The organism is Robiginitalea marina (assembly GCF_024006985.1).
Taxonomy (GTDB): Bacteria; Bacteroidota; Bacteroidia; order Flavobacteriales; family Flavobacteriaceae; genus Robiginitalea; species Robiginitalea marina.
Window position 1 is genome coordinate 1 of record NZ_JAMXIB010000014.1, and the last position, 25155, is coordinate 25155.

A 25155-nucleotide genomic window follows, 5' to 3' on the forward strand; every position below is an offset into this window, starting at 1 on the left:
TGGGAGTTGACGTCGATGGAGAATACCCCGGCGTTGAAAGCGATGTCTGGATCCACCTCTATGGTAATCCCCGCAAATACTTCCCCGGCATTCTTGACGTACTGCCCCAGCTTGGCGCTCGTGTTTACCGAAGTGTCCGGATTGTCGATAATAGTACCTACTCCGCCCCCAAAGTTGTTGAATATACTGTCATCGGCAGACTCAAAGTCATTGACCAGCTCCCCGCCTTCACAGGCCTCTATAGAGCCTCCCGTATTACCCCCGTTATCCGTTTCCAACTGCACAATATCATCCACATAGAAGGTGCCGGCAGTGGTTCCCGGGCCATCAACAAAAAGAGTGAGTCGGGAATAAGAGGCCTCGGAATCAAAGTCGAAAGCGATTTCTTCCCAACCGGTACCCCCGTGGTTGGCCACAAACTCTATGGCCGCGGAAGTCCCTTCTTCAAGTTTCAAAAGGACCGGAACCGGGGCCTCTGCCCAAACGTTCATGGTGATGGTCTTCCTTGCAGTCAGGTCCACTGGCGTTTGCAGGTCGAAAAAGATCCCTTCAAAGGCATTGCCGCTGTTGGTGATGGCCCCGACCCTGGATGCCTTGTCATTGGATCCGGAAACATCGGGGTTTTCCACAATCTCGAAGGAAGCACCCGAAAAGGTGGTGGCTTCGTAGGCCACATTCGCATCGTCGAAGGTAATCGGCAGGGAAATGCCCTGTTTGATCAGGATGGAGATTACATCTTCCGAAGTATCGGATGCCCCTGAAACATTGGTGGCTACCAGCGACACTGTATAGGTGCCGGTTGCCGTGTAGGCCTTTATCGGGTTGATTTCGGAAGAGGTGGTTCCGTCCCCGAAGTCCCAGGCGTACTTGTTTGCCCCTTCTGACAGGTTGATAAAGGTAACCGTCCCGGTATCCTCATTGATGGTATAGGTAAAGGCAGAAGTTACCGACGGGAGTATGTCTTCAACATCCGTACATCCCAAAAAGGCAATGGCAAGGATAAACATGGAAAATTTCCTGGCCTGTGTGAGTATTGGTTTCATCGTTTCGCTTGTTTTTTAGTTTACCCTGTTGTTTTTATAGACCCTTACGTAATCCACCACAATGGACTGGGGGAACACGGTTTCTGCATTGGGGGGGCCGTCAAAGGTTCCACCCACGGCCAGGTTAAGCAGCAGGAAGAAGGGCCCGTTGTCAAATACCCATTCCCCGGTTACATCCTCAGGGGTGATTTGATTGTAGAGGACATCATCTACATAGAAGTTGATATACCCGGGGCCCCATTCGATCCCGTAGACGTGAAACCCGGTATCGACCCGGTCATTCACGAAATCGTATTCCTTGAAGATGGCCTGGCCTGCACTGTAGCCGGGGCCATGTACGGCACTGCTGACAATACTGGGGGTCCGGCCTTTGTTTTCCATGATGTCGATCTCCCCGCAGCCTGGCCAGGGGTTGGTGTCAATATCCGCACCCAGCATCCAGAAGGCGGGCCACATCCCCTGCCCATAGGGCAAACGCATCCGGGCCTCAAACCGGCCGTACCGCTGTTCGAACTTGTTTTTGGTCACCAGGCGGGCAGAGGTATAGTTAGAACCCTCAAAGCTTTCCTGCCTGGCGGTAATGATCAGGTACCCGTTATTCACGGTTACATTTTCGGGCCGGTCCGTATAGTATTGCAACTCATTGTTGCCCCAGCCATTCTGGCCGGTTCCGATATCGAAGTTCCAAATGTCCGGGTTTGGCGGGCCGTCCGTGTCAAACTCATCCTGCATGGTGAGTTCCGTGAAATTCACCACGGTTTGGGTATCGTCGTTCGAACACCCCCACCCCATGAGGGTAAAGGCCGCAATAATCAGGGTTTTTGAAACCACAGCTTTAGGTTTTTGTGAGCGTTGAGTGAAATTTTTCATAGCAAATTCTTATCTGTAGAAGTACATGTTATCGACTAAAACCTCGGAAATTGTACTGTCGGACACCAGGAAAAAGAGGGACAGGTTAGAGCGGTTTAAGCCGGCAAAGTCGGTAAGCGGGATGTCGAGGCTGACCCATTCCCCGGCCACCAGTACCGGACTCCTGAATTCCACAAAGGCCTGGGTGTCATCCCCGGTGCCCAGGGCGCCATCCGGGCCGGCATCCAGCAACAGGACCCTCAGGAAATCCCCCGGATCCAATTGGGCATCCTCGACCCTCAGGTCTACGTGGTAGTGGGTCATGGCAGAGGCATTCACCGTGTTCAGGGTCTTTAAGGCCACAAAATTCAGGTCGGAATACGCAATGATATTATCCCCGTTGATGTCGATGTTTCCGCCCAGGGTGGTTTGGCCATCCGGGGTAAAGAACCCGTTGAAGTATTCAATGGCTGCACTGGCATACGCGTCGCTGAAAACGGAAACCACGTCTTCGGGGTTGCGCTGCGGAGGCACGGGGGCAAATTCAAAAGGCCCGCCGACTTCCAGGGTCAGGGACCCTTTGGCCCGCACCCCGGCCAGGGTAGCCGAAATGGTCGCACTCCCGGTTTTCACAGAGGATATAATGCCCAGCTCGTTAACCCTGGCCACCTCAGGATCCGAGGATTCAAAGGTAAAATACGAGGGGGCAGCCACCACGGTCTGGTTGATCCCGGAGGCCAGGTTGTAGGTTTGGGTCAGGCCGGCACGCGGGATGGTGCTTTCAATATCCTGAAACGACTGGGCAACCAGGTCTTCCCCTCCGAAAATTGCAGGCTGGGGCTGGGCCACAGTGCCAAGCTTCTCGAACTTGAGCTCGTCGATCCAGAAGGTATAGCCGTCCCCGTCTTCAGGGCCTTCGGAATACCAGAACATCCCCTTTTCCGCAACCAGCCTGGAGGGGTCCGGGATGGGGATGACGTATTTGTTCCAGCCGGTGCTGATCCTCAGGTTGGTGAGGGTCACCAGGAATTTATTCTCCCCAAAATCATTGCCAAAGCCGATCTCGTTGATCGTGGCCGCTTTGGTAGCCCTGGCCCAGAAAGTCAGGGCATCGTATCCGGAAAGGTCACGGCCCCCGTTGTCCGGGAAGATCGCCCCGGCAAAGGCACCCTGCGGATCGCCAAAGTTGGGTACATCAAAGCGCATGGAAGCCTCCCCCTGGTATTTAACCTCGGTATCTACCTTGAAGGCGTCGAGCCTGGATCCGTTAAAGGGCAGATACTCCAGGCCCCCACTGAAGCCGTCGATAAAAACATCCGGGTTGTTCGTCAGGGTTGCAAACGCCACATCGTCTGAAACTTCCCGCTCGCAGCCGGTAAGGAACCCCAGCAGGAGCCCGGTAAGAAGTAATTGCTTATAGTACATGCTTTTTGCGTTTTTCATCAGTTTATCTCGTTTACTTCCCAATATTGATATGGACATAGGTCCTGATCTCCCACTCGTTGCCGTTACCAAATCCAACGGGGCTGATGGTGGGTTCCGTCGCAAACTCGGAAGACGTTGCATTGGGCAGGTAGCGGGGCGAAAATTCGTTAAGCGACCTCCAGGTGCCCCGAATGCCAATTTTGGTGTTGGGCAGGATATACCAATCCGGTTTCCCAAGGGTGGTGGAGAGATCGAGCATCAGCTGCACCGGGAAGGTGAGGTTGAAGTCCCTGTGGTAGTCAAAGGGCCCCCAGTCGTTGATCTTAAAGGCGTGTTCCAGCTTGAATTTCTTGTAGATGACCCGGATATCGCCCCCTACGCGTTCAACCAGTCGCGGGCTGTCACCATTGGCCTGGGCATTTCCAAAATAGAGGTTGGCAATTAACCCAAGGTCGGGGTTTACTTTGGAAACGATACGGGCATGGGTTTCCCACAGGTCCTGGGCAGGAACTGCATTCGGGAACGCGAATATGCTCCGGTTCCCAAGGAATCCGATATGCGCATCCATGGAAGTGGGTTGGTGGCGGAACACAAACCCGGCACTCACCGCCAGTTTGGCGTCTTCGGCCCGGTCATTGTCCCATTCGTACATCCAGGTACCCGGGGTCGGGTCCCAGGTAAGCAGTAATTCCCCGGCTACCATTTCGCGGTTCCACCGCACCGAAAAGGGGTCGTCGAGGATGTTCCGCAACCGTCCCGGGGACTGCACATCATTGGGCATGGGGCCCACGATGGGTTTCTGCCATAAGAAGTTGGGTGCGATTTGCACGTTTCCTGCCTGATACGTAAACCCGGAGAGGAAGTTGGTTTGGTTCCCGCTGCCGCTGTCTTTCAGGCGCCATCCGGTAAAGGTGCGCGTGTAATCGGCCCCCCCGTTCGCTACCAGGCCCATGGCCGCCCCCTGGGCGTACCAGTTGAACTTGCCGCCTTCATAGGTAATCTTTGCCTTGGCGCCCCAGTTGTCCTCGGAGTTTACCTGGTCGGTGAACACAATATATTTGGACTCTGTGCCGGGCGCGTCGGGATCAAAGTTGGGATTGTCCTCGGTGAACTGGAATTCCCGGCCATTGAGGGGCTGTCCGCCCCAGATGCCTCCGACCGCGACCCCGAATTTCCCGAAATCCCGCTCGACATGGAGGGTCGCCCTCCGGGTCCTGGGCATGGGTACTGCCAGGGAAGACACAATGGTTCCAAAATCGTCTACGTCCTCGTGGAAGATACCGGTAACGTTGAACTTTCCTATTTCACGGCTGTATTTGACCAGAACGGCAGGGTTGGCACCCCACCACAGCTGGGGGCCAAAGGCCAGTTTAAGACCGTTGAGTTCCCTTTTTCCGTCGAATTCAAACCCTGAGATCTCGCCGTTATAGATATCGAGGTTGGGGCCGTAGTTGGCTTCCGGGTACAACCCGAAAAAGTCGCCCTCGTACCCCCAATGGTAGTGCCCGGTACGGTAGAAGCCCCTGAGGTCAAAGTGTTTGGCATTCCATTCGTAGGAGGCATTGTAGATCTGTACCCGATTCAGGTCCGTCAGGTCCAGGACGCCTTCCTGGGTATTCACTGTAATGGTGCGGCCCCGGTTTTCGTAAAAGATCTCATCTATGGGGTTGTTGGCCACATTGCCCAGGATACTCACGTTTACCTCTGCCCTCATATTGGAAGTCGGCATTCCTTCTACCCCTACAAAATACGATTGCATATGGCCGAACCCGAGTTCACTCGGAAAAGTGAGGTTGTCGGGGTCCGGCGTATCCGGGGTGGTAATCAGGTTGCCCCCGGTGTTATAGGTCGTAAATTCAGCCCTGAGGTTGCTTACGCGAAGTTTGCTGTTTTGCTCCCCGATCAGGGCTGCTTTGTCGCCCCTCGCCCTAAGTACGGCATCGGTGATCTGCAAACTCCCGAAATAATCCTGGACAAACTCCAGGGTAACGCCGGGTTCGTAAGGGTTAAGCTTGTGGGCTTCCTTCAGGGCGTAGTACGCCGCCCGCGGATACAGGTCGTAGAGCCCCCTGGGGTCGGTAGGCCCTTTGGCGCAAATCCCGAACCATTCTTCATTCATGTTGTTCTCGCCTACAACATAATCCAGGCCATATCCCCCGTTGGACCAGGAGGCATTCGCATCGTGGATGTCCGCATTTTTCCGGTCATTGAACCCGTACTTCCACCACCCATCGCTGAACTGAAAGGTAAACCCGCCGATAGAGTTTCCCGCCTTGCCCAGCCCGGCGGCATTTTCATAGATTTCCTTCCAGTTACCTACCATATAATAAGCCTGAGCCTGCTGGTCTTCGGCGTTTTTGATGGCATTGAAGGCATCGGCCCCAAACTCGGTAAACATCAGGGGCATGTCGAGTTTTTCGCGGACCACCTCAAACATATCGCCAAAGGAAACCCCGCGATAGGTATTGGTTCCGTAGATATCGACGTCCTTGCATTCCTCTGCAATGATATCGATGAACAGGACATCCCCGTTGCAAATGGCCACGGGGTGGGAAGCATCAATACCTTTCATAAGAACAGCCGCCTGATTCATCAACTGGTACATGGGCCTTCCCCTTTTTTCGCCGATGAATTTCTTTTCCTCCTCGTCATCCGGAAAGTCCTCTGTCTCGGCCCCGGCCCAGAACAGCCCGTAATTGTTTTCGTTCCCCAGCAAATACATCAATAGGCCCGGGGTATTTTTGTATTCCCTGGCCAGTTGGGCTACCTCCCCGAGCAGGAATTCCCTGGTGCGCGGGTCCGCATAGTCCGTAATTTCGATCCAAACCCCGTCAATGGTGAGTCCATACCGCCCGAAGGAATGGTTCAGCATGGTATAAATCCCGTAGTTTTCGTAGATGTAGGCAATCCAGCGGGCGGGCACCCCGGTATACTGCCTGATCACATTCACATTCATATTTCGCAACAAGGACATCTCCGTATCGAGGCCGGCCTTGATGATTTCATCGGGTTTGTTCCAGAAATCGGCATTAACCGTATTGGTCCCGATCGGGATATAATCCCAGTTCATCCCGTTGATCATGAAATCCCTGCCGTTGACCTTCAATCGCATCCCATCCGAATCCCTGGCAATGGAAACCTGATCTGCCTGGGCAAAGGCGCCCGCAGTAAAAAGGAGGAGAAAAATACCAATAATGCTGTTCTTCATAATGCAATAGTTTGGATTAGAGCGATTCCGAGTTCCCCGGCAAAGCAGCTTCCATCGAGTGCAAAAAGCCACGTAAAACCTTCCTGGGCAAAACGATTCTTTAACTCAAGCTTAAACTTATCTTAAATGAATTAACATATCCGCAATTCCACCCTATACAAAAAACATACACCGCATAAAAAAATAGGTATATTTCTCAAAATCGCAATTAAATCAGTGGTTTTAGCCTGCATTGATAATGATGGTACCCGGGCTTGATTGCCTCGTTGAGGTATAGTTGTATAGGTAATGTTGAGGTATTGTAAAGGCGCTTTTGGACAGGCTAAAGGGTAAGAAGGTAGTTTACCAGGTTTTCATCGTGCTCCAGGCCCATTTTTTTACGCAAACGATATCGTTTGATCTCCACGCTGCGGGGCGAAATATTGAACAGGGGGGCAATTTCCTTTGAAGTGAGGTTCAGGCGCAGGTAGGCGCAAAGCCGGATGTCATTCGGGGATAATTCCGGATGGGCCGCTTTAAGTTTATTGAGGAATTCGCGGTCGGAATGGTTGAAGGCCTCTTTAAACAATTCCCAGTCATCGTCCTGGCCCAGGCTTTGGTCGATAATTTGAATAATGGGCTGAATGGACCCGCTGTCCCTGAAGCGATCCTGAATCTGCTTGCGAACCCGGTTCAGGATTTCATTTTTCTTGATGATGCTCATCGTGGATGCCGCCAGTTCATTGCTTTTCTTTCTGAAATCCTTACGGAGCTGATCATTTTTGAGCTTTACGATTTCCCGCTCGTTGCGGGCACGGGCCAGGTCGAGTTCGCGTTGGTTGCGCTCCAGGAGCCTGTTTTGTTTTTTTCGGTAATAATTTCGGTACTGCGTATGGATGACCCATCCTGCCAGGGCCAGCATTAGCGCGTAAATCGCCCACATCAGGCGGGTCCTGTACCATGGTTGGGCAATCACAAAAGGATAACTCGCCGTATTGCCGGAGAGCTGGTCCCCGATCCGGGCCCGTACCTGGAAGGTATACTTCCCGGGGGGAAGGTTTCGGAAGGAAGCCTGTGAATTTTCTGACCAGGGGCTCCAATCCGGATAAAAACCATCTAACCGGTACTGGTACATCGGGGGGCGGAATGGAACATATTCCCCTGTGAAAAAAGAAAAATCGAGGTTGTTCTCCCGGTGGGTAAATTCCCCCGCTTTTGCAATTTCCGCAAGCGATTCCGAACCGGACTGCAGGTGCCTGCCCTCGTAACGCACGGAGGCCAGGGCGATGTTAAATTCCTTCGGGGCATAGCGGTTCAGGTCAATCACCATGTAGCCCGAACGGGTGCCGATCAGATAGTTTCCGGGCTCCGGAAGCACCCCCAGGCTTTCATAACCCACAATCCCGTTCCGCTCCTTTTCGGCCAGGGGGATCACCTGTACCTTCGGGTTGCCCAGCAAATTCCCGGGGCTGACCAAATAAATACTGGACTCCCCAAACAGCCAGAGGCTATTGTTGGTCGGGTCCACATGCATTCTCCCGGAAAGGTTTTTTTCCTTCCCGTAAACCGCCTTCAGGGTCGTATCCTTTACAAACCGGTCACCCTCCGGGTCATACCGGAAAATGCCCTCCGAATAGGCATAGAGCAATTCACCACCATATTTTATGATGCCCGAATCATACCCTATCAGGGTAGTGTCAACCGTAACTGATACGGCCTTGGAAAACCCCGGGTCAGTGGCCACCTTGAAAATCCCCTTGTATTCATGGTTCACAAAAACCGTACGGTCCAGTACCTCCACAAAACGCGAGGAATGTTCAAATCCGTCGATTTTGTTCCTGACCTTCCACAATCGGCCCTCCTTTTCCAGGATGCTCAACCCGTCGTATTTGCCCTGTATCAGCCATTGCGGGTTCCCCGGCAATCGCGCCACTTTCCAGGTACCCGAGTCAGCATCGATGCGAAGGGCCTGTGATCCCTCGATCACAAAGGTGCCCGTGTGGTGCCCGCAGAAAAGCGTGTCGTCAATTGCGTCCAGGGACCACACCTGGCCCTTGGTCCCTTCGACCAGCGCAAATTCCCCGGTGGACCCCACCGACTTATAAAATAACCCCTGGTTGGTCCCCAGGTAGAGGAAGCCGTCATGCGCCCGGGCTGCATACACGCTGCCCACATCGCCCCTTTTATCGTCGAATTTAGCGAAAGGGGATTCCGGGTTGATATAGCTTACCCCATTGTCAAGCCCAAGCCAGATGTTTGCGTCCCTGTCCTCGAACAGGGCCAGGACCGTATTATTGCCCAGGCCACTGAGCTGGTCATACTGCCGCACCAGGTTTCCCCGGCGATCGAGGTGGTACCCACCTTTTGAAATGGTGCCAACCATAAACCCTCCCTGCCTTAACTGAATGGCACTATAGGTGCGGGAAGCCTTGAGCATGGGGTTAACAGGAATTTCCCAGGCTTCCAGGCCTTCGGGGCGGAGCCTGAAAAACCCGCTATCACTGGTCAGCACGAGTAAGCCCCCGGGCTCGAGGAAAATGTTGATGACCTCATCTTCGAGCAGCACCGGGTGGTTGCTGACCAATACCTCGGATCCGTTTTCAACCCTGAAGACCCCAAGGCCTTTCCGCTGGAAGTAGAGTACCGCGTCTACTACAAAGATTTTCGTAATCGAGGTCCGCGCTTCTATTCGGGCCACGCTTTCATCAGAAGGGTTATAGACATAAATGCGGTCGAGTGACTGGAAAATAATGTAGCCATCGATCTCCAGGATGGTCCAGAATTCTTCATCGGGCACCATATCGATGTCCAACCGCCTGGTCAATGAAGTATAGCGCAATACCCCGTAGGAATCCCGTTCCCAGAACCCGAAATCCATGTAGAACCCGCTGTAGATCCGGTCCCCTATGGCCTTAACCGACCGCATGATAGTCTTATTTGGGGAAGGATACAGCGACCAGGACGACCCGTTGTATACCAGAAGGCCCTTGTTATTGGCAATATAGATGAGTTTGTCACGCCCCTGGGTTACGGACCAGTTCTGGTTTTCCGCCCCGTAATCCGAGGGGGTAAAATTCCGGATAGGCGGCACATCCTGGCCATGAAGGCTTCCAAGCAGGACAAAAAACAGGATTACTGCTATTTTCAAGGCGGGAACTAAAATTATTGGCTTTAAAAATACAAATACTTTTATGAGAAATGGCCCCGGGTGTTGCCCTTCCTTTTCAGGTCCCGGGAATATCAGGAAAGGCCCGCCTTCCAAATATCCGGTCAAATCATTACCTTGGGGAGAAATCCAATAGCAGGGCTTTCCTTCCCAAACCACGGCGACCGATGTTCCATTTTTTTCGACAACTTCGACGGAAACTGCTCTCGAACAGCCAGTTGAGCCGCTATCTTTTTTATGCCCTGGGGGAGATTGTGCTGGTGGTATTGGGGATTCTGATCGCCCTTCAGATCGACAACTGGAATGACCAGAGGAAACTCCAGGCCCGGCAGGCCACCCTGCTTACAGACCTGCGTTCGGACCTTCAGGAAACCCTGGATGGGCTGCAGTTCGGCAAATCCCTGAACGCCCATACCGTGGTGCAGTATCGTTTCCTTATGGATGCGATTGACCAAAATGCCCCCTACTCGGAGCAAATTGATTCGGCCATGGCCTGGCTCCCCATGTTCCATGTACCCCGCTTTACACGGACGGCCTACGAAAGCCTGAAAAGCCAGGGAGTGGATATCCTGACCAACCGGACGCTGAAAAACCAGATTGCAAACCTCTATGAAAATGAATTCCCGTACCTGAAAGAAGACCAAACGCAATTGGAATGGTCCCTGCACAATACAGACAAACCGGTCTACATCAACCGGTACCTGCGCTATCGGGATAATGGGGACATTATGGTGTTTCCCGTGGACTTTGAGAAAATAAAGGCCGATACCGGATTTATCAATTTTTTGGCCACCCTCATCGCAATTCGGGCGGCAGGGATAGAATTTTACGAGAGGACCATGGCAAAAACCGAAGAGGTTATTGCCGGGATAGACCGGGAACTGGATAACCTCGAGTGATGCCGGGCTTTGTCCAACACCCGTGATCAAGCCTTCCTTTCTCAGGCGGGCTTATTTAAGAAAACCGGTGAAACACATTAAAAACACCTACCATGAAAAACACTGTTGCCGTGAAACCCGACCTCGACTTTATCCGTTCGCAATTTCCTGCCTTTTCAGAGCCTTCGCTCCGGGGATGGGCATTCTTTGAAAATGCGGGGGGGTCCTATCCCTGCCGGCAGGTCATTACCCGCCTGACGGATTATTATACCCAAAACAAGGTGCAACCCTATTACCCCTACCCGGCCTCGGAAAAGGCCGGCGCCCTTATGGACGAATCGTACCGGCGGATTTCGGAATACCTGAATGTGGAAGCTGCCGAGGTCCATTTCGGGCCTTCTACCACCCAGAACGTGTATGTGCTGGCCCAGGCGATGCGCCCGATGTGGGATGAAGGGGATGAAATCATCGTATCGTGCCAGGACCACGAAGCCAATGCCGGGGCCTGGAGGCGGTTGTCCAAAACCGGGATGCGCGTGGTCGAATGGCATGTGGACCGGGAAACGGGGGTACTGTCGCCAGATACCCTTAAAGGCCTCTTTTCCGACAAGACCCGTATGGTGGCCTACCCCCATTGCTCCAATGTAATCGGGCACGTGAACCCGGTGAAGGAAATTACCGCCATGGCCCACGCCCATGGGGCCCTCTCGGTGGTGGATGGGGTCGGCTGGGCCCCGCACGGCTTTCCCGACCTGAAGGACCTGGGGGTGGACATCTACATGTTCTCTTCCTATAAAACCTTTGGCCCCCACCTCGGGGTGCTTTACGTGAAGGATGCCCTGGCCCGGAAGATGGAAAACCAGTCGCATTTCTTCAAGGAGGGGGTCACCCGGAGCATGCTGACCCCAGCCGGCCCGGACCATGCCCAGATCGGGTCCGCAGCAGGCATGGCAGAATATTTCGACGCGGTGTATGCCCACCATTTCGCGAAAACGGCCACCCCTGCGCAAAGGAACCAGGCCCTTTGCGGGCTGTTCCGGGCGCATGAAACGGCCCTGCTCGCGCCCCTGCTCGATTTCCTGCGATCGCGGGACGATGTGCGCATCATCGGCCCCGATACGTTGGAGGACCGGGCCCCGATCGTATCGATCTTACCCAAAAGGAAAGGGGTGCGGGAAGTCTATGACGCCCTTACTGCCCACCGGTTGATGCTGGGCTACGGCAATTTCTATGCGCACCGGCCCCTGATGGATATGGGCCTGGCCACCGACCCGGGGGTGATCCGGATTTCCTTTGTGCACTATACCCGTCAGGAAGAAATCGATCAGCTGCTGGAAGGGCTAAAAAATGCCCTGGCCTGACCCCCTGACCCCTCGAAGTTACCGCTAAGTCGTACCTTAGGGGAGTGAACACAAAAAGCACTGGCAGCATGGCGAAAGGGCCTGAATATCCTTCCAAAGTTTACCTGAACGGCGCTATCGTGGACGCTGGGGCAGCAACTGTTTCCGTCTTTGACAGGGGATTCCTGTTCGGGGACGGCATCTATGAGGTCATGGCGCGGATAAACGGGCGCTTTTTCTACCAACAGGCCCATATGGACCGGCTGAAGGCTTGCCTGCGAAAAATTGACATCGACTATGACGCGGACACCCTTGAGGAGGCGATCCCTTCCCTGCTGGAGGCTTCAGGGGTCTCCGGGAAGGATTGTATGCTCTATATCCAAATCACCCGGGGGGTGGCCCCCCGCCAGCACGCCTACCCCCCGGGAATCAGGCCTACAGCCCTGATGTACGCCTGGGAAAAGGCCCTGCCCGACATCAACCGGGGCCTTGCCAAAGTAGTGACCCGGGAAGATTTCCGGTGGTCGCGCTGCGACATCAAGATGACTTCCCTTCTCGGGAATGTAATGGCCAACCAGTATGCGATGGAGCAGCAATGCTACGAAACCCTGTTTGTACGCGATGGCGTGGTGACGGAAGCCTCCCACTGCAATGTCTTTTTTGTGAAGGATGGGGTGGTGTATACCCACCCGGCCAATACGTCCATCCTGGACGGGATCACCCGTCAGGTCGTTTTGGAACTCTGCGGGTCCCTTGGCCTCGAAGTACGGTTACAGGGCGTGGCCGCATCGGACCTCCACGGCATGGATGAAGCCTTCCTGACCGGCACCAGCACCCAGGTCATGGCTATATCGGAAATCGACGGGAAACCTGTCGGGATAGGGTCTGCGGGCCCGGTCACCCGGAGGTTGCAGGAGGCGTTCCTGGACTTGAAAACAGCCCCATGAGGCAGGCCCCGGCGGAATCACGACGCGCCATCCCAAGGGTGAATAGGGAATTGAAGGAGGTGCCCGGAAGCACCGGACGGGTTTTATGATGTTGAATTACAGGGATAAGGATTATTTTGAAACCGGGTGGGTGGGGGTCAGCGCTGTAAAGCCCTGCTACCGTGGTCCGATTTCTCCAAACTCTAAAACCCGGTAGATACCCCCACTACTATTGCCGTTGCCCCGAGGCCAAGAAGGAGAAGCAAAGGTTTCCAGATAAACTGAACCCAGCGGTTAAAGGAAATGCCCGCAACGGCCAGGATCCCCATCAGGGCCCCATTGGTGGGCACTATAAGGTCCATATTTACCGCCCCGTACTGGTACGCCAGTACGCAGACCTGCCGGGATACCCCCACCAGGTCGGCAAGGGGTGTTAGCACCGGCATGGTCAGCACCACCTGGCCCGAATAACTCGATACGGGGAAGTGCAGCAACGCCTGGCTGACGAGCATCCCAAGGGCAGACAGGGTTTCGGGAAGGCCTTCCATGGGCGTGAACAACCCGTAAATCAAAGTGTCCAAAATCATCCCTTTTTCCAGCAACAGGGGCACGCTGCTGGCCAACCCCATGATGAGGGCTGCGAAGGTCATTTCCTTCATCCCTTCCACGTAGGTAAGCGCGGCCCGGTCAATCCCCATCCCAGAAAGGACCCCGGTAAGGATTGCCAGGGCGAAAAAGGAGGCGGAGATTTCATTCATCCCCCAATCCAGGGCCACCAACCCGTAGGTAACCCCCGTAAAGGTCAGGACCAGGAAGAACAGCACAAGGATGTTGCGCCCTGAAAGTTTTTGGGCGCCAGAGCCCATCGGTTCGGGGGCAACCCTGTTCTTGCGCGCATACCGGATCAGATACCCTGTCCAGATAAGCCAGGCCAGCACAAGGAACAGCAGCCGAAACAGGGCCCCTGACATTAAAGGGAGCTCCGCTTCCTTCTGGGCCAGGACCACCGCAAAGGGATTCATCGGGCTGAACGCGGCCCCCAGTACCGCAGAACCAAAACTGCAGGCCACGGCTACAAAGGCATTATAGCCCATAGAGCGGCAGAATAGGATCAGGATGGGGGCCATGGCAATGATCTCCTCCTGCAACCCGATAGTCGCCCCTGCCGTGGCAAACAGCAGGGAAACCATCACCAGGGCCACCGCTTCCCGCCCTTTTACCAGGTCCACAATGCGCTGCAGGCCCTGCCCCAGCGCACCGGTTTTCTCAACCAGGTAAAAACTGCCCCCAACCAGCAGGATGAGGGCGATCAGGTCGGCCTGGTTTATCAGGCCTTCGGGAACGGACAGGAAGAGGTCAAAAACCCCCATCGTTTCTCCGTCCACCTCCTGATACGAATTTCCCACGACCCGGGTTTGTCCGGTATCAGGATCGGTCACGCGGCCGTAACGGCCCTGGGGCAAAATAAAGGTGAGCCCCCAGGAAAGGAAGATCACCCCCAGCATAATGACAAAGGCGTTGGGGAATTTTTTCATCGGCAGCTGGCGTGTCGGGGCTTTCAACAGCGCGACAAGCCGGGTTTGGTATGGTTATGAGCGGGAAAAGATAGGCAAAAATGAGTAACCGGAAGGGTATTTCCAGGGTTGGCTTAGGGGTGCTTATATCCTTTCAGGGTACCGCACAAACCTGTTTCAGTCCATTTAGCCCACATGTTTTTTTTAGGATAATCAAAAAACTACCCTGTTGCCAGGTGATTTCAGGGAACCAGCGTACCTTATCGCGGGTGGGTGGGGGCCCTGTCATAAAACTCCAGGCGCCAACTGCCCTTAAAGCAGCTTCCCGGCCACCTCCAACCAGTCATTGGCCCGCTCAAACCCCTCGGTGTGGATGTTGTGGGGGGAGGTAAACAGGATGCTCCGGCCCTGGAAGGTCTCCAGGTTGTGGGAGCGGTCGTCAATCAGCACATCCCCGCGGAGGATATGCTTGTCGCCCAGAAGGATGCGGTTACGCCAGTGGATAAAGGGAAAGTGCTCATCGAGCCACTGGTGCTTCTCAATAAGGGAATTCGGAAACTGCATGGCTGCCGAAGCGATGTACACCTGGTATTTCCCGGCGAGTGCTTCCAGGACCTCCTTGCTGTGGGCTATCGGCTCCAGGTTGCGGAAAAAACCCGGTTCGAAGTAATGCTGCCAGATCCGGTCGCGGTGGTGCGGGACCTGTTGCCAAACCTCGCCCCCCATGCATTGCTCAAGGGTCAGCACGGCACCGAATCGTTCATTATACCTCTGGATATGGGCCCCGTAGGTATCGGCCAGGACCTCATCCATGTCAACAAAAACCGTCATCCGCTTTTTCCTGCGAAGTACTCAAAAAAGGAGGGTAATTTCAAGGGCGCTGGCGTTAAAACTCCGTTATTTTTAAACCGATCAGGGCCTTTCAATATGGTAATTCATTATGGGTGACCCCAGGGCGCCCATCAGGGAAAAGGTCATGGGCATCAGCATTTCAGTCCCCCTGCTCGATTCAATGCCCCCAAGGTCCAGGATCCGGTGCGCAGGCCAGCCCATTTCCTGAAGCAGCCCGGAAACCTGCCGCTTGGCTCCGGCATGATTGCCGCAAAGGAATACCTGGTGTTCGCCGGGAACCAGCTCAGGGGTAACCATCACATTAAAATTCAGGGTGTTCAGCGCCTTTACCACGTGGGAATCGGGATACCTGCGCTGAATTTGTTCCCCGAGGGAATCAGTATTGCATACGGTCAGGGACGGGGGGAAGCCCCGCGTAAAATCGAGGGGGTTTGCCACATCCAACAGGGTTTTTCCCGACAACGCGGCGGCTCCGACCGCTTCCAGGGCCTCGAGGGAATACATCCCGGCCGTGGCATTTACCAGCAAATCGGTATCCGGGGACACCTCCGGGAATGCACAGAGCCGGATCTCCGGGTTTTTGGCATGCCAGGCCGAAAAAGAAATGCCATTGAAGGGATTGGGTTCCGTGCGCGACCGGGTTATCTCAGGGTCGCGGGTGGCCATGCAAACCTCATGGCCCAGTTCATTCACCCGGGTCGCCAGCGCCTGGCCGACGGCTCCGCTTCCGAGGATCGTTACTTTCATAGGTTCAGGATGAGTTTATGCAACGGGTAAGGCAAGCGTTGCGCTGTTCAATCAGAAGAAATTTACAAAAAAACCCGGTATCCCCTACCCCCAAATTGCCTGTAAAAAAACACGGGCAATTCCCCTGTGCAGCGCGCAGGCCTCCAAGATTACCCATTGTCTGTAGACAGAAATCACTATCTTAGGGGGTACCGGGTGCAGGTAACCAACGGCAGCCGGGAACCTTTCATGAAACGAATTTTCGCATTGCTGATTGGGGTTGCCTTATTGGGTTGCTCCGACGATGACGGCGGGTCCGGGCCCAACCCCGACCTCGACCTGGTTATCGGGACCTGGAACCTGACGGAACTGGCTATTTCCCCGGCCCAGGACATCGATGAAGATGGGGTGCCCACCACCAATGTGGTGGAGGAACTCCCGTGTCTCTCGGCCCGGATCGAGATTCGCGCCGACAATACCTGGACCTACAGCGGGGTGGACGTGGTGGTAACCACCATAACCGGAGGGCTTTTCAAATTCTTTTGTTCGGAACAACCCCGCACGGCTGGCGGCAACTGGGACCTGCAGGGCAACATCGTCCGCCTGGCGGACGCCACGGGGAACCTCACCCTCTTCACTTTGGACCGCTCAGAGCTGACCCTTACCAATATCATTGGCGAAAACCTGCCCGGGTTGCAGGCAGAGGTGTATACCCGGCAATAACCCCCACGTTTTCCCCGGGGTTATCCCAATTACAGTTTTACCTGGAGGGTGGTGTAAAAGGTCCGCGGTTCTGCCGGGATAATGCCGGGCCCGGGGTATCCGGTGGCCCTGCGGGTAAAGTAGCTATTGTCCAGCAGGTTGTTGATGCCGGCTTCCAACCTGAATTTCCCGAAAGCATAGGAAAAGGAAAGGTCGAGGATATCATAGGCCGGGATGGTCCCCTCGATGCCCCGCTGGTTGTCTTCCGGGTCCCTGGGGGCGTTGGTAGCATCGGTAAATTGCTCCGAGAGGTATGTATACTGCAGGCTTCCCAGTAGGTTTCCATAGCCGAAGCGCAGGCCGGTCTTCAGGTTCACCGAGGGGATAAACTCCACCTGGTTGCCTTCCACGTTGTTCTGGCTCGACTCGGTGTAGCGGGAATCAGTGAGGGCGAGGTTCAGGAACGCGTTCAGGCGCACCCGTTCATTTCCGGGGAACAGGAGGGGGGCGGCGTCGAGGTCGCCAAAGCCTTCCAACCCGTAGATTACCGCGGTACCGATATTGCCGCGAAAGCGCACTACCCGCCCGGTTTCCACTTCCTCCCCCGAGGCATTCGTCCGGGTTTCATTGCGGAGGATTTCCCCCAGGCGGTCATCGTATAACAGCCCAAACACGCTGAGGTCATACGAAAAGAACTCCCTGAGCCGCCCCCGGATGCCCAGGTCTGCCGTGAAACCATTTTCATCGGAAATATCCGGGTCGATCTGGAAAGTGGGGTTCACCACCCGAATATCGTTGAAGGTGACCGAGCGGTAGTTCTGTGAAATATTGGCATAAAGCTCTGCCCGGCCCAGGGCATAGGTGCTGCCAAGGCCGAACAGGAAAAAATCGCGTTCAAAGGTGCGATTGTCTTCGATTTCTTCGTTCAGAAGGGGGTTGCCTGCCAGATCCAGCACAATATTCCGGTAGGAGCCGTCGCTCCGGGTCCGGATGTATTCATAGCGAAATCCCGGGGTAAGGGTAAAGCGGTCCGAAAGGTTGAAAATATTCTCCCCGAATAGGGCCAGGTTCAGGTTTGGGAAGTCGAACTGCGATTGCCGCTCATAATTCGGGAACTGGTCTGAGGCAAATGTGAAGTCGGCGTTTGCCGCTGCCGTGCCCGGGCCCTGTTGCTGCTGGTTATCGGTCTGGTAATACTTGGACCCTATCAGCAATACCGCATCCCTGCCCCATGCCGTGTAGCGGTTCAGCAGACGGGCCTCCGCCGAAATGTTCTGGAACTCATCGACCAGGAGTTCCCGGGGCTCTTCAGGGTCATCCGGCTGGGAGACCCTGTTGGTCCGGAAGCCGAGGGCGCTGCGGGAGGCTTCCAGGGCAGCCACATAGAGGCTGAAATCGGTCCTGGGAGAAAACCGGTGTTCCAGCCGGGCCGATAAAAGCCTCCAGTCGACCTCAAACCAGTTCCTTGGGCGGTTGCTGAATTCCGGGTCTTCCCCGAACTGTGCGTCCGTAAGCCCTCCAGGTTGCTGGGCCAGGTAATTGAGCAGGGTAGCCTCAAAGGAAATCTTCGTGTCGGAACTGAGCTGGTACCCCACGTGGGCAAAAAGGTTCCGGCTGGAAAAATCGGAATTCGGCCGAAAGCCGCTCCCCTCTTTGTAATTGAAATACGTGTAATACGAAAATTTCCCGAGGGTGCCCGACAGGCTGTTGAAACTGGTCAGGAAATCGAAGGAGCCAAGGGTTTGGCGCGATACCCATTCGATCTTTTTGTCGGGGGCCGGCTTTTTAAAGACAAAATTCACCAGTCCCCCGAATTGCGGCCCGTACTGCAGGGAAGCAGCGCCCCGCACCACCTGTATCTGTTCCAGGGCTTCCGCCGGGGGGGTGTAATAGCTTTCCGGGTAGCCCAGGGCATCCGCACTGATGTCATAGCCGTTCTGCCTGACATTGAAATTCGCCGTCCGGTTCGGATCCAGGCCCCGCCCCCCGATATTCAGTTGCAGGCCGGCGTCGCCGTAGTCGAAAATATTCAGGCCCACCACCTGGTTATACACCTGCCGCGGGTTGTTGGCGGCCAGGTTGCCCGTAAGGTTGTCGACTAAAATGACCTCGCTCTTTTTGCCTGCAAACAGGGCCGTCCCTTCCACCTTTTTCAGCCGCTGCAGGGCGAAGCGCTGTTCCCGTTGCTGGCTCAGCACCACTTCTGACAATTCCATACTCAGGTACTGCAAGCCCACAGCGAGTTCGCGGTTTTCCCGGAGTTCCACCCGGGATTCATAGACCTGGTATTCAAAGGCGAACACCACCAGGGTATATGTCCCCGAAGCGAGGCCGTCGAAGCGGAAACGCCCCTGGCTGTCGGCTGCGGTCTGCACCCCGGGTTCTTTCAGGTAGGCTTCCGCCCCCGCAAGGGGCTGGCCCTGGGGGTTGGTGACCTTTCCTGTAAGGCTCAGCTGGGCAGAGGCCCCGAAGCCGGAGAAAAGCAGAAATAAAATGTACAGTACTCTAAATGCCTTTGATCTCATCGTCAAATTTCAAAATCCATGTTTTGTGACGCAGGGATTCGCGCTCAGCAGCCAGATCCACCCCGGGGTCGATGTAAGGCCGGCTTAACCTGCCGTTCAGGGCCACATAGCTCTCCACGTAAACCGATACCTCCCGGTGGCCCTGGGCCTCAAAATGCTTTTTGAGGAAGTGGGCGTATTCCAGGATGAAATCGGGCTGGAAGCCCATCTGCTTTTCCTGGAAAGGGGTCAGGAAGTCGGTGTTGTCTACATAAAACCAGCGGCCGCTCTGCCCATCGACCACTTTAAACTGGGCATAGCCCGATTTTTCCATCAGCATCACCCGCCACGAGAAGCGATAGCCTTCCTCCGTCCAGAAGAGTTCCCCGGGGTACAACAGGTACCTCCAGGGGAACAGGAGCTGGAAGGCGAAAAATATGCCGAGGACCCCGAGGCAGAGCCTGCGGGAAAACACCGGTTCCAGCCTGAATGCCTTCCCGTTGTTGAAGCGCGAAGCGTCTATCCGCAGCAGGCGGGTGAAAAACCCAAGGATGCGGTGGTGTATCCCGGCCTCAAAAAAGATCAGGGCACTAACAATCATGATATACGGGAACATGCCGATGGGAAACAGGATACGGGTAAGGGCGTGGAAGACGACCACCAGGGCAAAGGCAAACCACCGCGTGGGTTTGTAAAGCAACAGGAACGGGATGCTCAGGTCGTAGAGGGCACCTGCCCAGCTAAAGCCATAGTGCACCCATTCATAACCCATTAGCGGGCCGATCAGGGGGGCATCGTATTTGGAAGGTAGCCATATTTTGAGGGGCATGGCGTGCACCAGCCAATCGGAATTCAGCTTGGCCAGCCCGGCGTAAAAATACACGATCCCCAAAAGCAGCTTCACCGCATCCACGCTCCAGGCCGGTACCTGCTGGAAGCGCCGGGCCGGGTCCTTCCAGGCATCCAGGGAATAATAGGCGTTGGCCGGGAGGAAGATCATCAGGAAGGAAAGGAGGCTGATGAAATAGTAGTGGTTCAGGTACGTGGTTTTGTCCATCAGCTCGATGTAGGTGAAGGACAGGAAAAACACAAGGATGGCCCAGCGGTATTTGTAGCCGAGGGCCACCATCAGGGCGGCCACCCCGCAGGTGATAAACAGCAAATAGGTCCAGGGCCCCAGGGGCTTTACCCATCCAAACCCGTAGTAGGAAAAATGGAATTTGGGTTCGAGGTAGAGCTTTTCGATCCAGCCGTAGGCCCAGAAACGCACGATGCTGATGGCCATCATCAACCCGAAGAAGATGCGAAAGACCGCCAAAGGGGCGGCCTCCGTGGTGCGCTTCAGGTATGTCGTAAGGCCGGGTGCCATTTAGTCGCCATCGGCGTCCACAAAGTCGATGGCGATGCTCATGGCCGATACCATATCGACTTTTAACAGGGGAACGACCCGTTGCACCTCGTCATAGGCCATCAACATATCCGTTGGCGGGGTATTTTCCTCGATTTCCGTTTTGAAGGCCTGCAGGGCGGTCACCATGTCCCGCGCGGTATCGAACTGGTCATTGATGACCACATCCAGGGCCACCCCGTTTTTGACTGTGTTCAGGGCCCGTAGGTAAGAGGCCAGGCTCTCGCCCTGCTGGGTGGAACCCACATGCCGGCCATTGAAAAAATCCTGAACGGCGTCCAGGCCTTCCAGGAAGAGGAGGTTCCCGATACCCGGGCTGTAAAAAGCTTCCAGGGTCTGGGGGGCCGGGGTACCCGTAAACACCCCCAGGGGAATGCCCATCTTTCCGGCCCTCAGGAATTTCTCGTAATAGAAGATATAATCGTTTACAAACCGGTCGGTGGACGCCGTTGCCGAGGCCCCGTCACTCGCCACAAACGTATCCCGGAATCCGCCCTTCCAGGCATCCGAAACCGCGCGAACGCGGGTATCGATATCCGCCAAAATGTCCTCCACGTACTGGGCGTAGTTAGGGGTGGAGGAAAACGCCGCCAGGATTTCGGCATCGGTGGCGCCCAGGCCGTTGAGCAAATAGTCCAGGGCCGGGAAACCCTTGGCGTCCCGGTTGGAGGGGAGGTTAAAGTCATAGGTGCCGCTGGAAACATGGCTTTCGATCAGGGCCACGTCGGCCGGGTAGGTGTTGACATTAAGCCTCAGCCCGTCCTGTTCGGCCGGCCCGATCTCGAACATGGAAACGCGCTGCCATTCCAGGTAAGCCTGCAGCCAGGATGCCCTCAGGGCTTCCAGCCCGGCCTGGTCCGGGGTGGTCCGGAAACTTTCGAAGGAAGCCTGAAGGGCATCCAGGTCCCCCAGGAAGGCCTCATACGCCGGGATAATGATATTGTCGGCCCAGTTCTCCAGCATGGCGCCCCGGTCAAAGGTGACCCCATTGCCCCCGCCCCCGTTGTTTCCGCCGTCAGTTGGCGGGTTGGGGTCATCTGAGCCATCTGAACTGCAGGCCCAAAGGAGGCCTGCCGTAAGTACAAAAAGATACCAGAATCGTTTCATGCAAGTTTTATTTTGCTCGTGCAATAATAGGTAAAGTTTGGCAAAATGAAGGCAGCCCCCCGGCCGGAAACCGGCTGCCACATCCCTTCGGCAATCAGCTTCCCGCCTGTGCTATGGTAAATTCGAAGCGCCCGGCTATGGCTGCAGAAAGCGCATCCAGGGTGGCGGGGGTTACATCCCACAGGCCGTTCGGGCCGTCATCCAGCAAATCTGCCAGGAAGCCGTCCACTTCTGCCTTGTTGAAATAGGGTACATTGGAGTTCGGCCGGCGGGTAAACTGCAGGCTGTATATAAACCCGTATCCCTCGGAAAGGTCGTGGAAGGCACCCCCAAAATCGGGGGTGGGTTGCTGCAGGGCGAGTTTGGCCTGCTCCAGGTAATAGACGGCCCGGATGCCCACAATTTCGGAGATGAGTTTCCGCAAGATTTCGGCCTGGGCATCCCTGACCTCATAGTCCCCTGCTACAATCGCAGCACGGCCCACTTTGAAAGCCTCAAAGATCGCTTCCGTAATCCCGGCAAAATCAGGATCGCCTTCTGTCCTGCCGATATATTTATTGAGGAAGCTGTCATCGAGGCCAATCGTCGGCCTGGGGTCTGCCAGGTCCTGGGCGGTACCGAAAGCGTATCCGTAGGCCTCGTCCCAGTCGTGCTCCATGGCGGTATAGTTCCTCCCCGCTTCAGGGACTTTGTTGTCATTATCGTCCCGCTGGGTGCCCGCATCGATAAAATTGGCGCTGACGTAATTATTCAGGATCTGGTCGACCATAAGGGCCCCGATCAGGCTTTTGTTGAACAACTGGTCCATTTCCAGGCCCCGTCCGTCGACATAGCGGGTAGCGGTACCATCGGCGATCTGGCCGGCCACCCCCGGGGCAGCGGCGCTGTTCCAGTTCGGGAAGACCTCGTTGACCTGGATATCGATCCAGGACTCAAAATCTGCCCGGATCAGCGCTTGGTTGGTGGCATTGGAAGAAAAATAGTCGAAAGAGGCGGCGGTTTTGCTCCGTACATTATTGGCGGAAGCATTCAGGGCCGGATCGGAAAAATCGGGATTCCCCTCCTGGTGGGCATACATATCCTTTAACATTTGCGCCGTGGAGGACGGATCCATCATTTTATCGATGATTTCTTCCGCCATCAGGATTCGGGTGGTCTGCCCGCTGAAGCTTACCGTGCTCTCCCCGTCGCGCTGGAAAACATAGGTAGCAGGGATTTCGATACCATTTTCAAAAGGATCATCTTCGTTGTCGTCGGAGCACCCGGTCAGGAAGGTCAGGATCAAAGCAGGAAACAATAAAAACCGCTTCATTTCTTTGTTTATTTAGATTGGTTAAATATTATGAGGCGAAAATAGCAAAGCATCCGCTCTTCAGCAAGCTTTGTTTATAATAAATCTAAATAAACAGAAGGTTTAACACTAGGCGGTGGGGGTAGCTTCTTCCAGCCTCTGAAAAGGAGGCGGAAATCCCCAGGGCATCCAAGAAGCCCGGCTGCCCCATGGGAGGGGCTAAAGAAAGCTGTATCGAACTGAAGCTAAACGAGTTCTGCGCTCAGGCCGGCCTCCAGCAGGCGGGTGCACCTGGGCTTCAGGTCGTCTAACTCCCCGGTCTTTACGGTGCACTTACCATTGTAATGGACAATCAGCGAGCATTGCTCAGCCTGCTCGGGGGTATGTTCGCACACCTCGATCAGGGTCTGGATGACGTGGTCAAACGTATTCACCTCGTCATTGAAGAGCACAATTTCGTGGAGGTCCTTTTCCTTCTGGTCGACCAGAAGGGATTCCTGTAAACGTTCCTTCGCACTCATGGTCAATGGCTTTGGTACGAATATAGTAATTTTTTTTTCCCAGCATGCCAAATCTCAAAAGGCGGTGATACGCCCGCAGCTTCGCATCTGCAAACCCCGGCCAGGGCCCTTCAGCCCTTTTCAAAGAGAGCAGCTGTCCAGGCCTCCCTTTCCCTGAACTCCAGGTAATGGAGCCCCACCGCCTGCGCCGCCTCCCGGAGGTCGGGCAGGTCGGCCCTGTAGAATCCGCTGAGCAGCACCTGCCCCCCAGGGGCCAGGGCCCCGGCATAGGCCGGCAGGTCGGCAAGGAGGATATTCTTATTGATATTGGCCAGCACTACATCGAATTGCCGCCCCGCCAGAAGGCCGGCATCGCCCTGCAGGACTTCGACCTGAGGCTGCCCGTTGCGCAGGATGTTTTCCCGGCAATTTTCAAAGGCCCACGGATCGATGTCGATGGCCGTCACCCGGGAAGCCCCGCGCATGGCCGCCAGGATGGCCAGCACCCCGGTGCCCGAACCCATGTCGACCACCTCCTTTCCCTGAAGGTCCAGATCCAGAAGGTAGTCCAGCATCAGCCAGGTGGTCTGGTGGTGGCCGGTGCCAAAGCTCATTTTGGGGGCAATCTCAATCTCGTATGGGATCCCCGCCACCTTCGGGTGAAAGGGGGCCCGCACCCGGCATCGTTCCCCGACCTCTATGGGTTCATACTCCCGTTCCCAGACGGCGTTCCAGTTTTCGGGTTCTATGGGCTCAATGGTATAGCCGACCTTCCAGGCAGGGCTTGCCAGGTAGGGTAAATCCAGAAAATCCGCTTCCTTCCATAAAGGTTCCCTGATATAGGCATTGAGGCCCGTTTCCGTTTCCTCAAAGCTCTCAAAACCCAGTTCGGAAAGCGCTGCGATGAAAATCTCCGAAGCGGGCTGCACCGGATCCAATTCCAGGGTACACCGGAGATAGCGTATGGAGTCGGGGGCGTTACCGGAAGGCATTGACGATGGCCAGGAAATCGGTTGCAACCAGGGAAGCCCCGCCGATCAGCCCCCCGTCTACATCGGGCTTGGAGAAGATCTCGGCAGCATTGCCGGGTTTTACGCTGCCCCCATACAGGATGGACACCGCATCGGCCACAGGCCGGGAATAGGCCCCGGCCACCTGCTCCCTTATAAACGCATGCATTTCCTGCGCCTGCTCCGGGGAGGCGGTTTCCCCGGTGCCAATGGCCCAGACCGGCTCATAGGCCAGGATGAGCTGCCTCCAGGCGCCTTCCGGCAAAGCAAAGAGGGCATTGCGGAGCTGGCGTTGGACCACTTCAAAGTGCCGCCCTTCATACCGGTCGGGCAATTCTTCCCCGAAACAAAAGATCACCTTCATCCCCTTTTCTACTGCCTTTGCCACTTTTTTGGCCAACATGCCGTCGTCTTCCCCAAAATAGGCCCGGCGTTCGGAGTGGCCGAGGATGACCGTTTTTACACCAATGCTCACCAACATATCTGCAGAGATCTCCCCGGTGAAAGCCCCGCTGTCGGCATAATGCATGTTCTGGGCCACCACCTCCACGGGCAGGCCCTGCAACTGGCTCAATGCCTGGGGGAGGTTTACAAAGGGGGGAGCTACCATTACGGCGGCGCTGGTTTGCGGCAACTGGGAGATAAGCTCTTGCAAAAGGGTTTGGGTCTGCCCTGCGTTGAGGTTCATTTTCCAGTTTCCGGCTACGATTTTCGTTCTCATGTTTTC

General features: G+C 55.4%; 19 protein-coding genes. 4 read left to right on the forward strand and 15 right to left on the reverse strand.

What is annotated here, in order from left to right:
• From NG653_RS13350 to NG653_RS13370, 5 genes are all read right to left on the reverse strand, one after another.
• Positions 1 to 1043 (reverse strand): PKD domain-containing protein (locus NG653_RS13350; RefSeq protein WP_252742220.1); only part of this gene is annotated, 1043 nt, incomplete at its 3' end.
• A gap of 15 nt (positions 1044 to 1058) precedes the next feature.
• The gene (locus NG653_RS13355; protein WP_370281139.1) at positions 1059 to 1874 is read right to left on the reverse strand and encodes a glycoside hydrolase family 16 protein; all 816 of its coding nucleotides are present in this window, start codon (positions 1872 to 1874) and stop codon (positions 1059 to 1061) included.
• A 48-nt stretch (positions 1875 to 1922) separates the two neighbouring features.
• A complete protein-coding gene (locus NG653_RS13360) occupies positions 1923 to 3335 on the reverse strand; it encodes an Ig-like domain-containing protein (protein WP_252742221.1) in 1413 nt (470 codons plus the stop codon).
• A gap of 13 nt (positions 3336 to 3348) precedes the next feature.
• Positions 3349 to 6525: a glycosidase gene (locus tag NG653_RS13365; protein ID WP_252742222.1), complete on the reverse strand. Its 3177-nt coding sequence runs from the start codon at positions 6523 to 6525 to the stop codon at positions 3349 to 3351.
• Positions 6526 to 6847: 322 nt separating this feature from the next.
• A complete protein-coding gene (locus NG653_RS13370) occupies positions 6848 to 9652 on the reverse strand; it encodes a triple tyrosine motif-containing protein (RefSeq protein WP_252742223.1) in 2805 nt (934 codons plus the stop codon).
• Positions 9653 to 9837: 185 nt separating this feature from the next.
• On the opposite strand from NG653_RS13370, the gene NG653_RS13375 reads away from it, so the two are divergent.
• From NG653_RS13375 to NG653_RS13385, 3 genes are all read left to right on the forward strand, one after another.
• Positions 9838 to 10569, forward strand: a complete 732-nt coding sequence (locus NG653_RS13375) for a DUF6090 family protein (RefSeq protein WP_252742224.1) — start codon at positions 9838 to 9840, stop codon at positions 10567 to 10569.
• Positions 10570 to 10661: 92 nt separating this feature from the next.
• Positions 10662 to 11909, forward strand: coding sequence for an aminotransferase class V-fold PLP-dependent enzyme (locus NG653_RS13380; protein WP_252742225.1), 1248 nt, complete (start codon positions 10662 to 10664; stop codon positions 11907 to 11909).
• Between the two features lie 68 nt (positions 11910 to 11977).
• On the forward strand, positions 11978 to 12835 hold the full coding sequence (locus NG653_RS13385; protein WP_252742226.1) for an aminotransferase class IV: 858 nt from the start codon (positions 11978 to 11980) through the stop codon (positions 12833 to 12835).
• Positions 12836 to 13017: 182 nt separating this feature from the next.
• On the opposite strand, the gene NG653_RS13390 is transcribed toward NG653_RS13385, so the two are convergent.
• The 3 genes from NG653_RS13390 to NG653_RS13400 all read right to left on the reverse strand — a co-directional run bounded on the left by NG653_RS13390 (position 13018) and on the right by NG653_RS13400 (position 15927).
• Positions 13018 to 14376, reverse strand: coding sequence for a YfcC family protein (locus NG653_RS13390; RefSeq protein WP_252742227.1), 1359 nt, complete (start codon positions 14374 to 14376; stop codon positions 13018 to 13020).
• 264 nt (positions 14377 to 14640) lie between these two features.
• Positions 14641 to 15159, reverse strand: coding sequence for a 5' nucleotidase, NT5C type (locus NG653_RS13395; RefSeq protein WP_252742228.1), 519 nt, complete (start codon positions 15157 to 15159; stop codon positions 14641 to 14643).
• Positions 15160 to 15240: 81 nt separating this feature from the next.
• The gene (locus NG653_RS13400; protein ID WP_252742229.1) at positions 15241 to 15927 is read right to left on the reverse strand and encodes an NADPH-dependent F420 reductase; all 687 of its coding nucleotides are present in this window, start codon (positions 15925 to 15927) and stop codon (positions 15241 to 15243) included.
• A gap of 228 nt (positions 15928 to 16155) precedes the next feature.
• Here NG653_RS13400 and NG653_RS13405 point away from each other — a divergent pair, with 228 nt between their 5' ends.
• Positions 16156 to 16629 (forward strand): hypothetical protein, encoded by a 474-nt coding sequence (locus tag NG653_RS13405; protein WP_252742230.1) that lies wholly within the window; start codon positions 16156 to 16158, stop codon positions 16627 to 16629.
• 29 nt (positions 16630 to 16658) lie between these two features.
• Here the strand turns inward: NG653_RS13405 and NG653_RS13410 are convergent, their stop codons facing one another.
• The 7 genes from NG653_RS13410 to tpiA all read right to left on the reverse strand — a co-directional run bounded on the left by NG653_RS13410 (position 16659) and on the right by tpiA (position 25149).
• A complete protein-coding gene (locus tag NG653_RS13410) occupies positions 16659 to 19133 on the reverse strand; it encodes a TonB-dependent receptor domain-containing protein (RefSeq protein ID WP_252742231.1) in 2475 nt (824 codons plus the stop codon).
• Positions 19114 to 20481 carry an HTTM domain-containing protein gene (locus NG653_RS13415; protein ID WP_252742232.1) on the reverse strand — a complete coding sequence of 456 codons (1368 nt, stop codon included), beginning with the start codon at positions 20479 to 20481 and terminating at the stop codon, positions 19114 to 19116. Before NG653_RS13415 ends, NG653_RS13410 begins: the two co-directional genes overlap by 20 nt.
• Complete coding sequence (locus NG653_RS13420; protein ID WP_252742233.1) at positions 20482 to 21627, reverse strand: imelysin family protein; 1146 nt, start codon at positions 21625 to 21627, stop codon at positions 20482 to 20484. It lies immediately after the preceding gene.
• A gap of 94 nt (positions 21628 to 21721) precedes the next feature.
• The gene (locus NG653_RS13425) at positions 21722 to 22939 is read right to left on the reverse strand and encodes a DUF4856 domain-containing protein (protein ID WP_252742234.1); all 1218 of its coding nucleotides are present in this window, start codon (positions 22937 to 22939) and stop codon (positions 21722 to 21724) included.
• A 224-nt stretch (positions 22940 to 23163) separates the two neighbouring features.
• A complete protein-coding gene (locus NG653_RS13430; protein ID WP_252742235.1) occupies positions 23164 to 23439 on the reverse strand; it encodes an ATP-dependent Clp protease adaptor ClpS in 276 nt (91 codons plus the stop codon).
• 110 nt (positions 23440 to 23549) lie between these two features.
• Complete coding sequence (prmA, locus tag NG653_RS13435) at positions 23550 to 24410, reverse strand: 50S ribosomal protein L11 methyltransferase (RefSeq protein ID WP_252742236.1); 861 nt, start codon at positions 24408 to 24410, stop codon at positions 23550 to 23552.
• Positions 24397 to 25149 (reverse strand): triose-phosphate isomerase, encoded by a 753-nt coding sequence (gene tpiA / locus NG653_RS13440; protein ID WP_252742237.1) that lies wholly within the window; start codon positions 25147 to 25149, stop codon positions 24397 to 24399. Before tpiA ends, prmA begins: the two co-directional genes overlap by 14 nt.
• Positions 25150 to 25155: the final 6 nt, after the last annotated feature.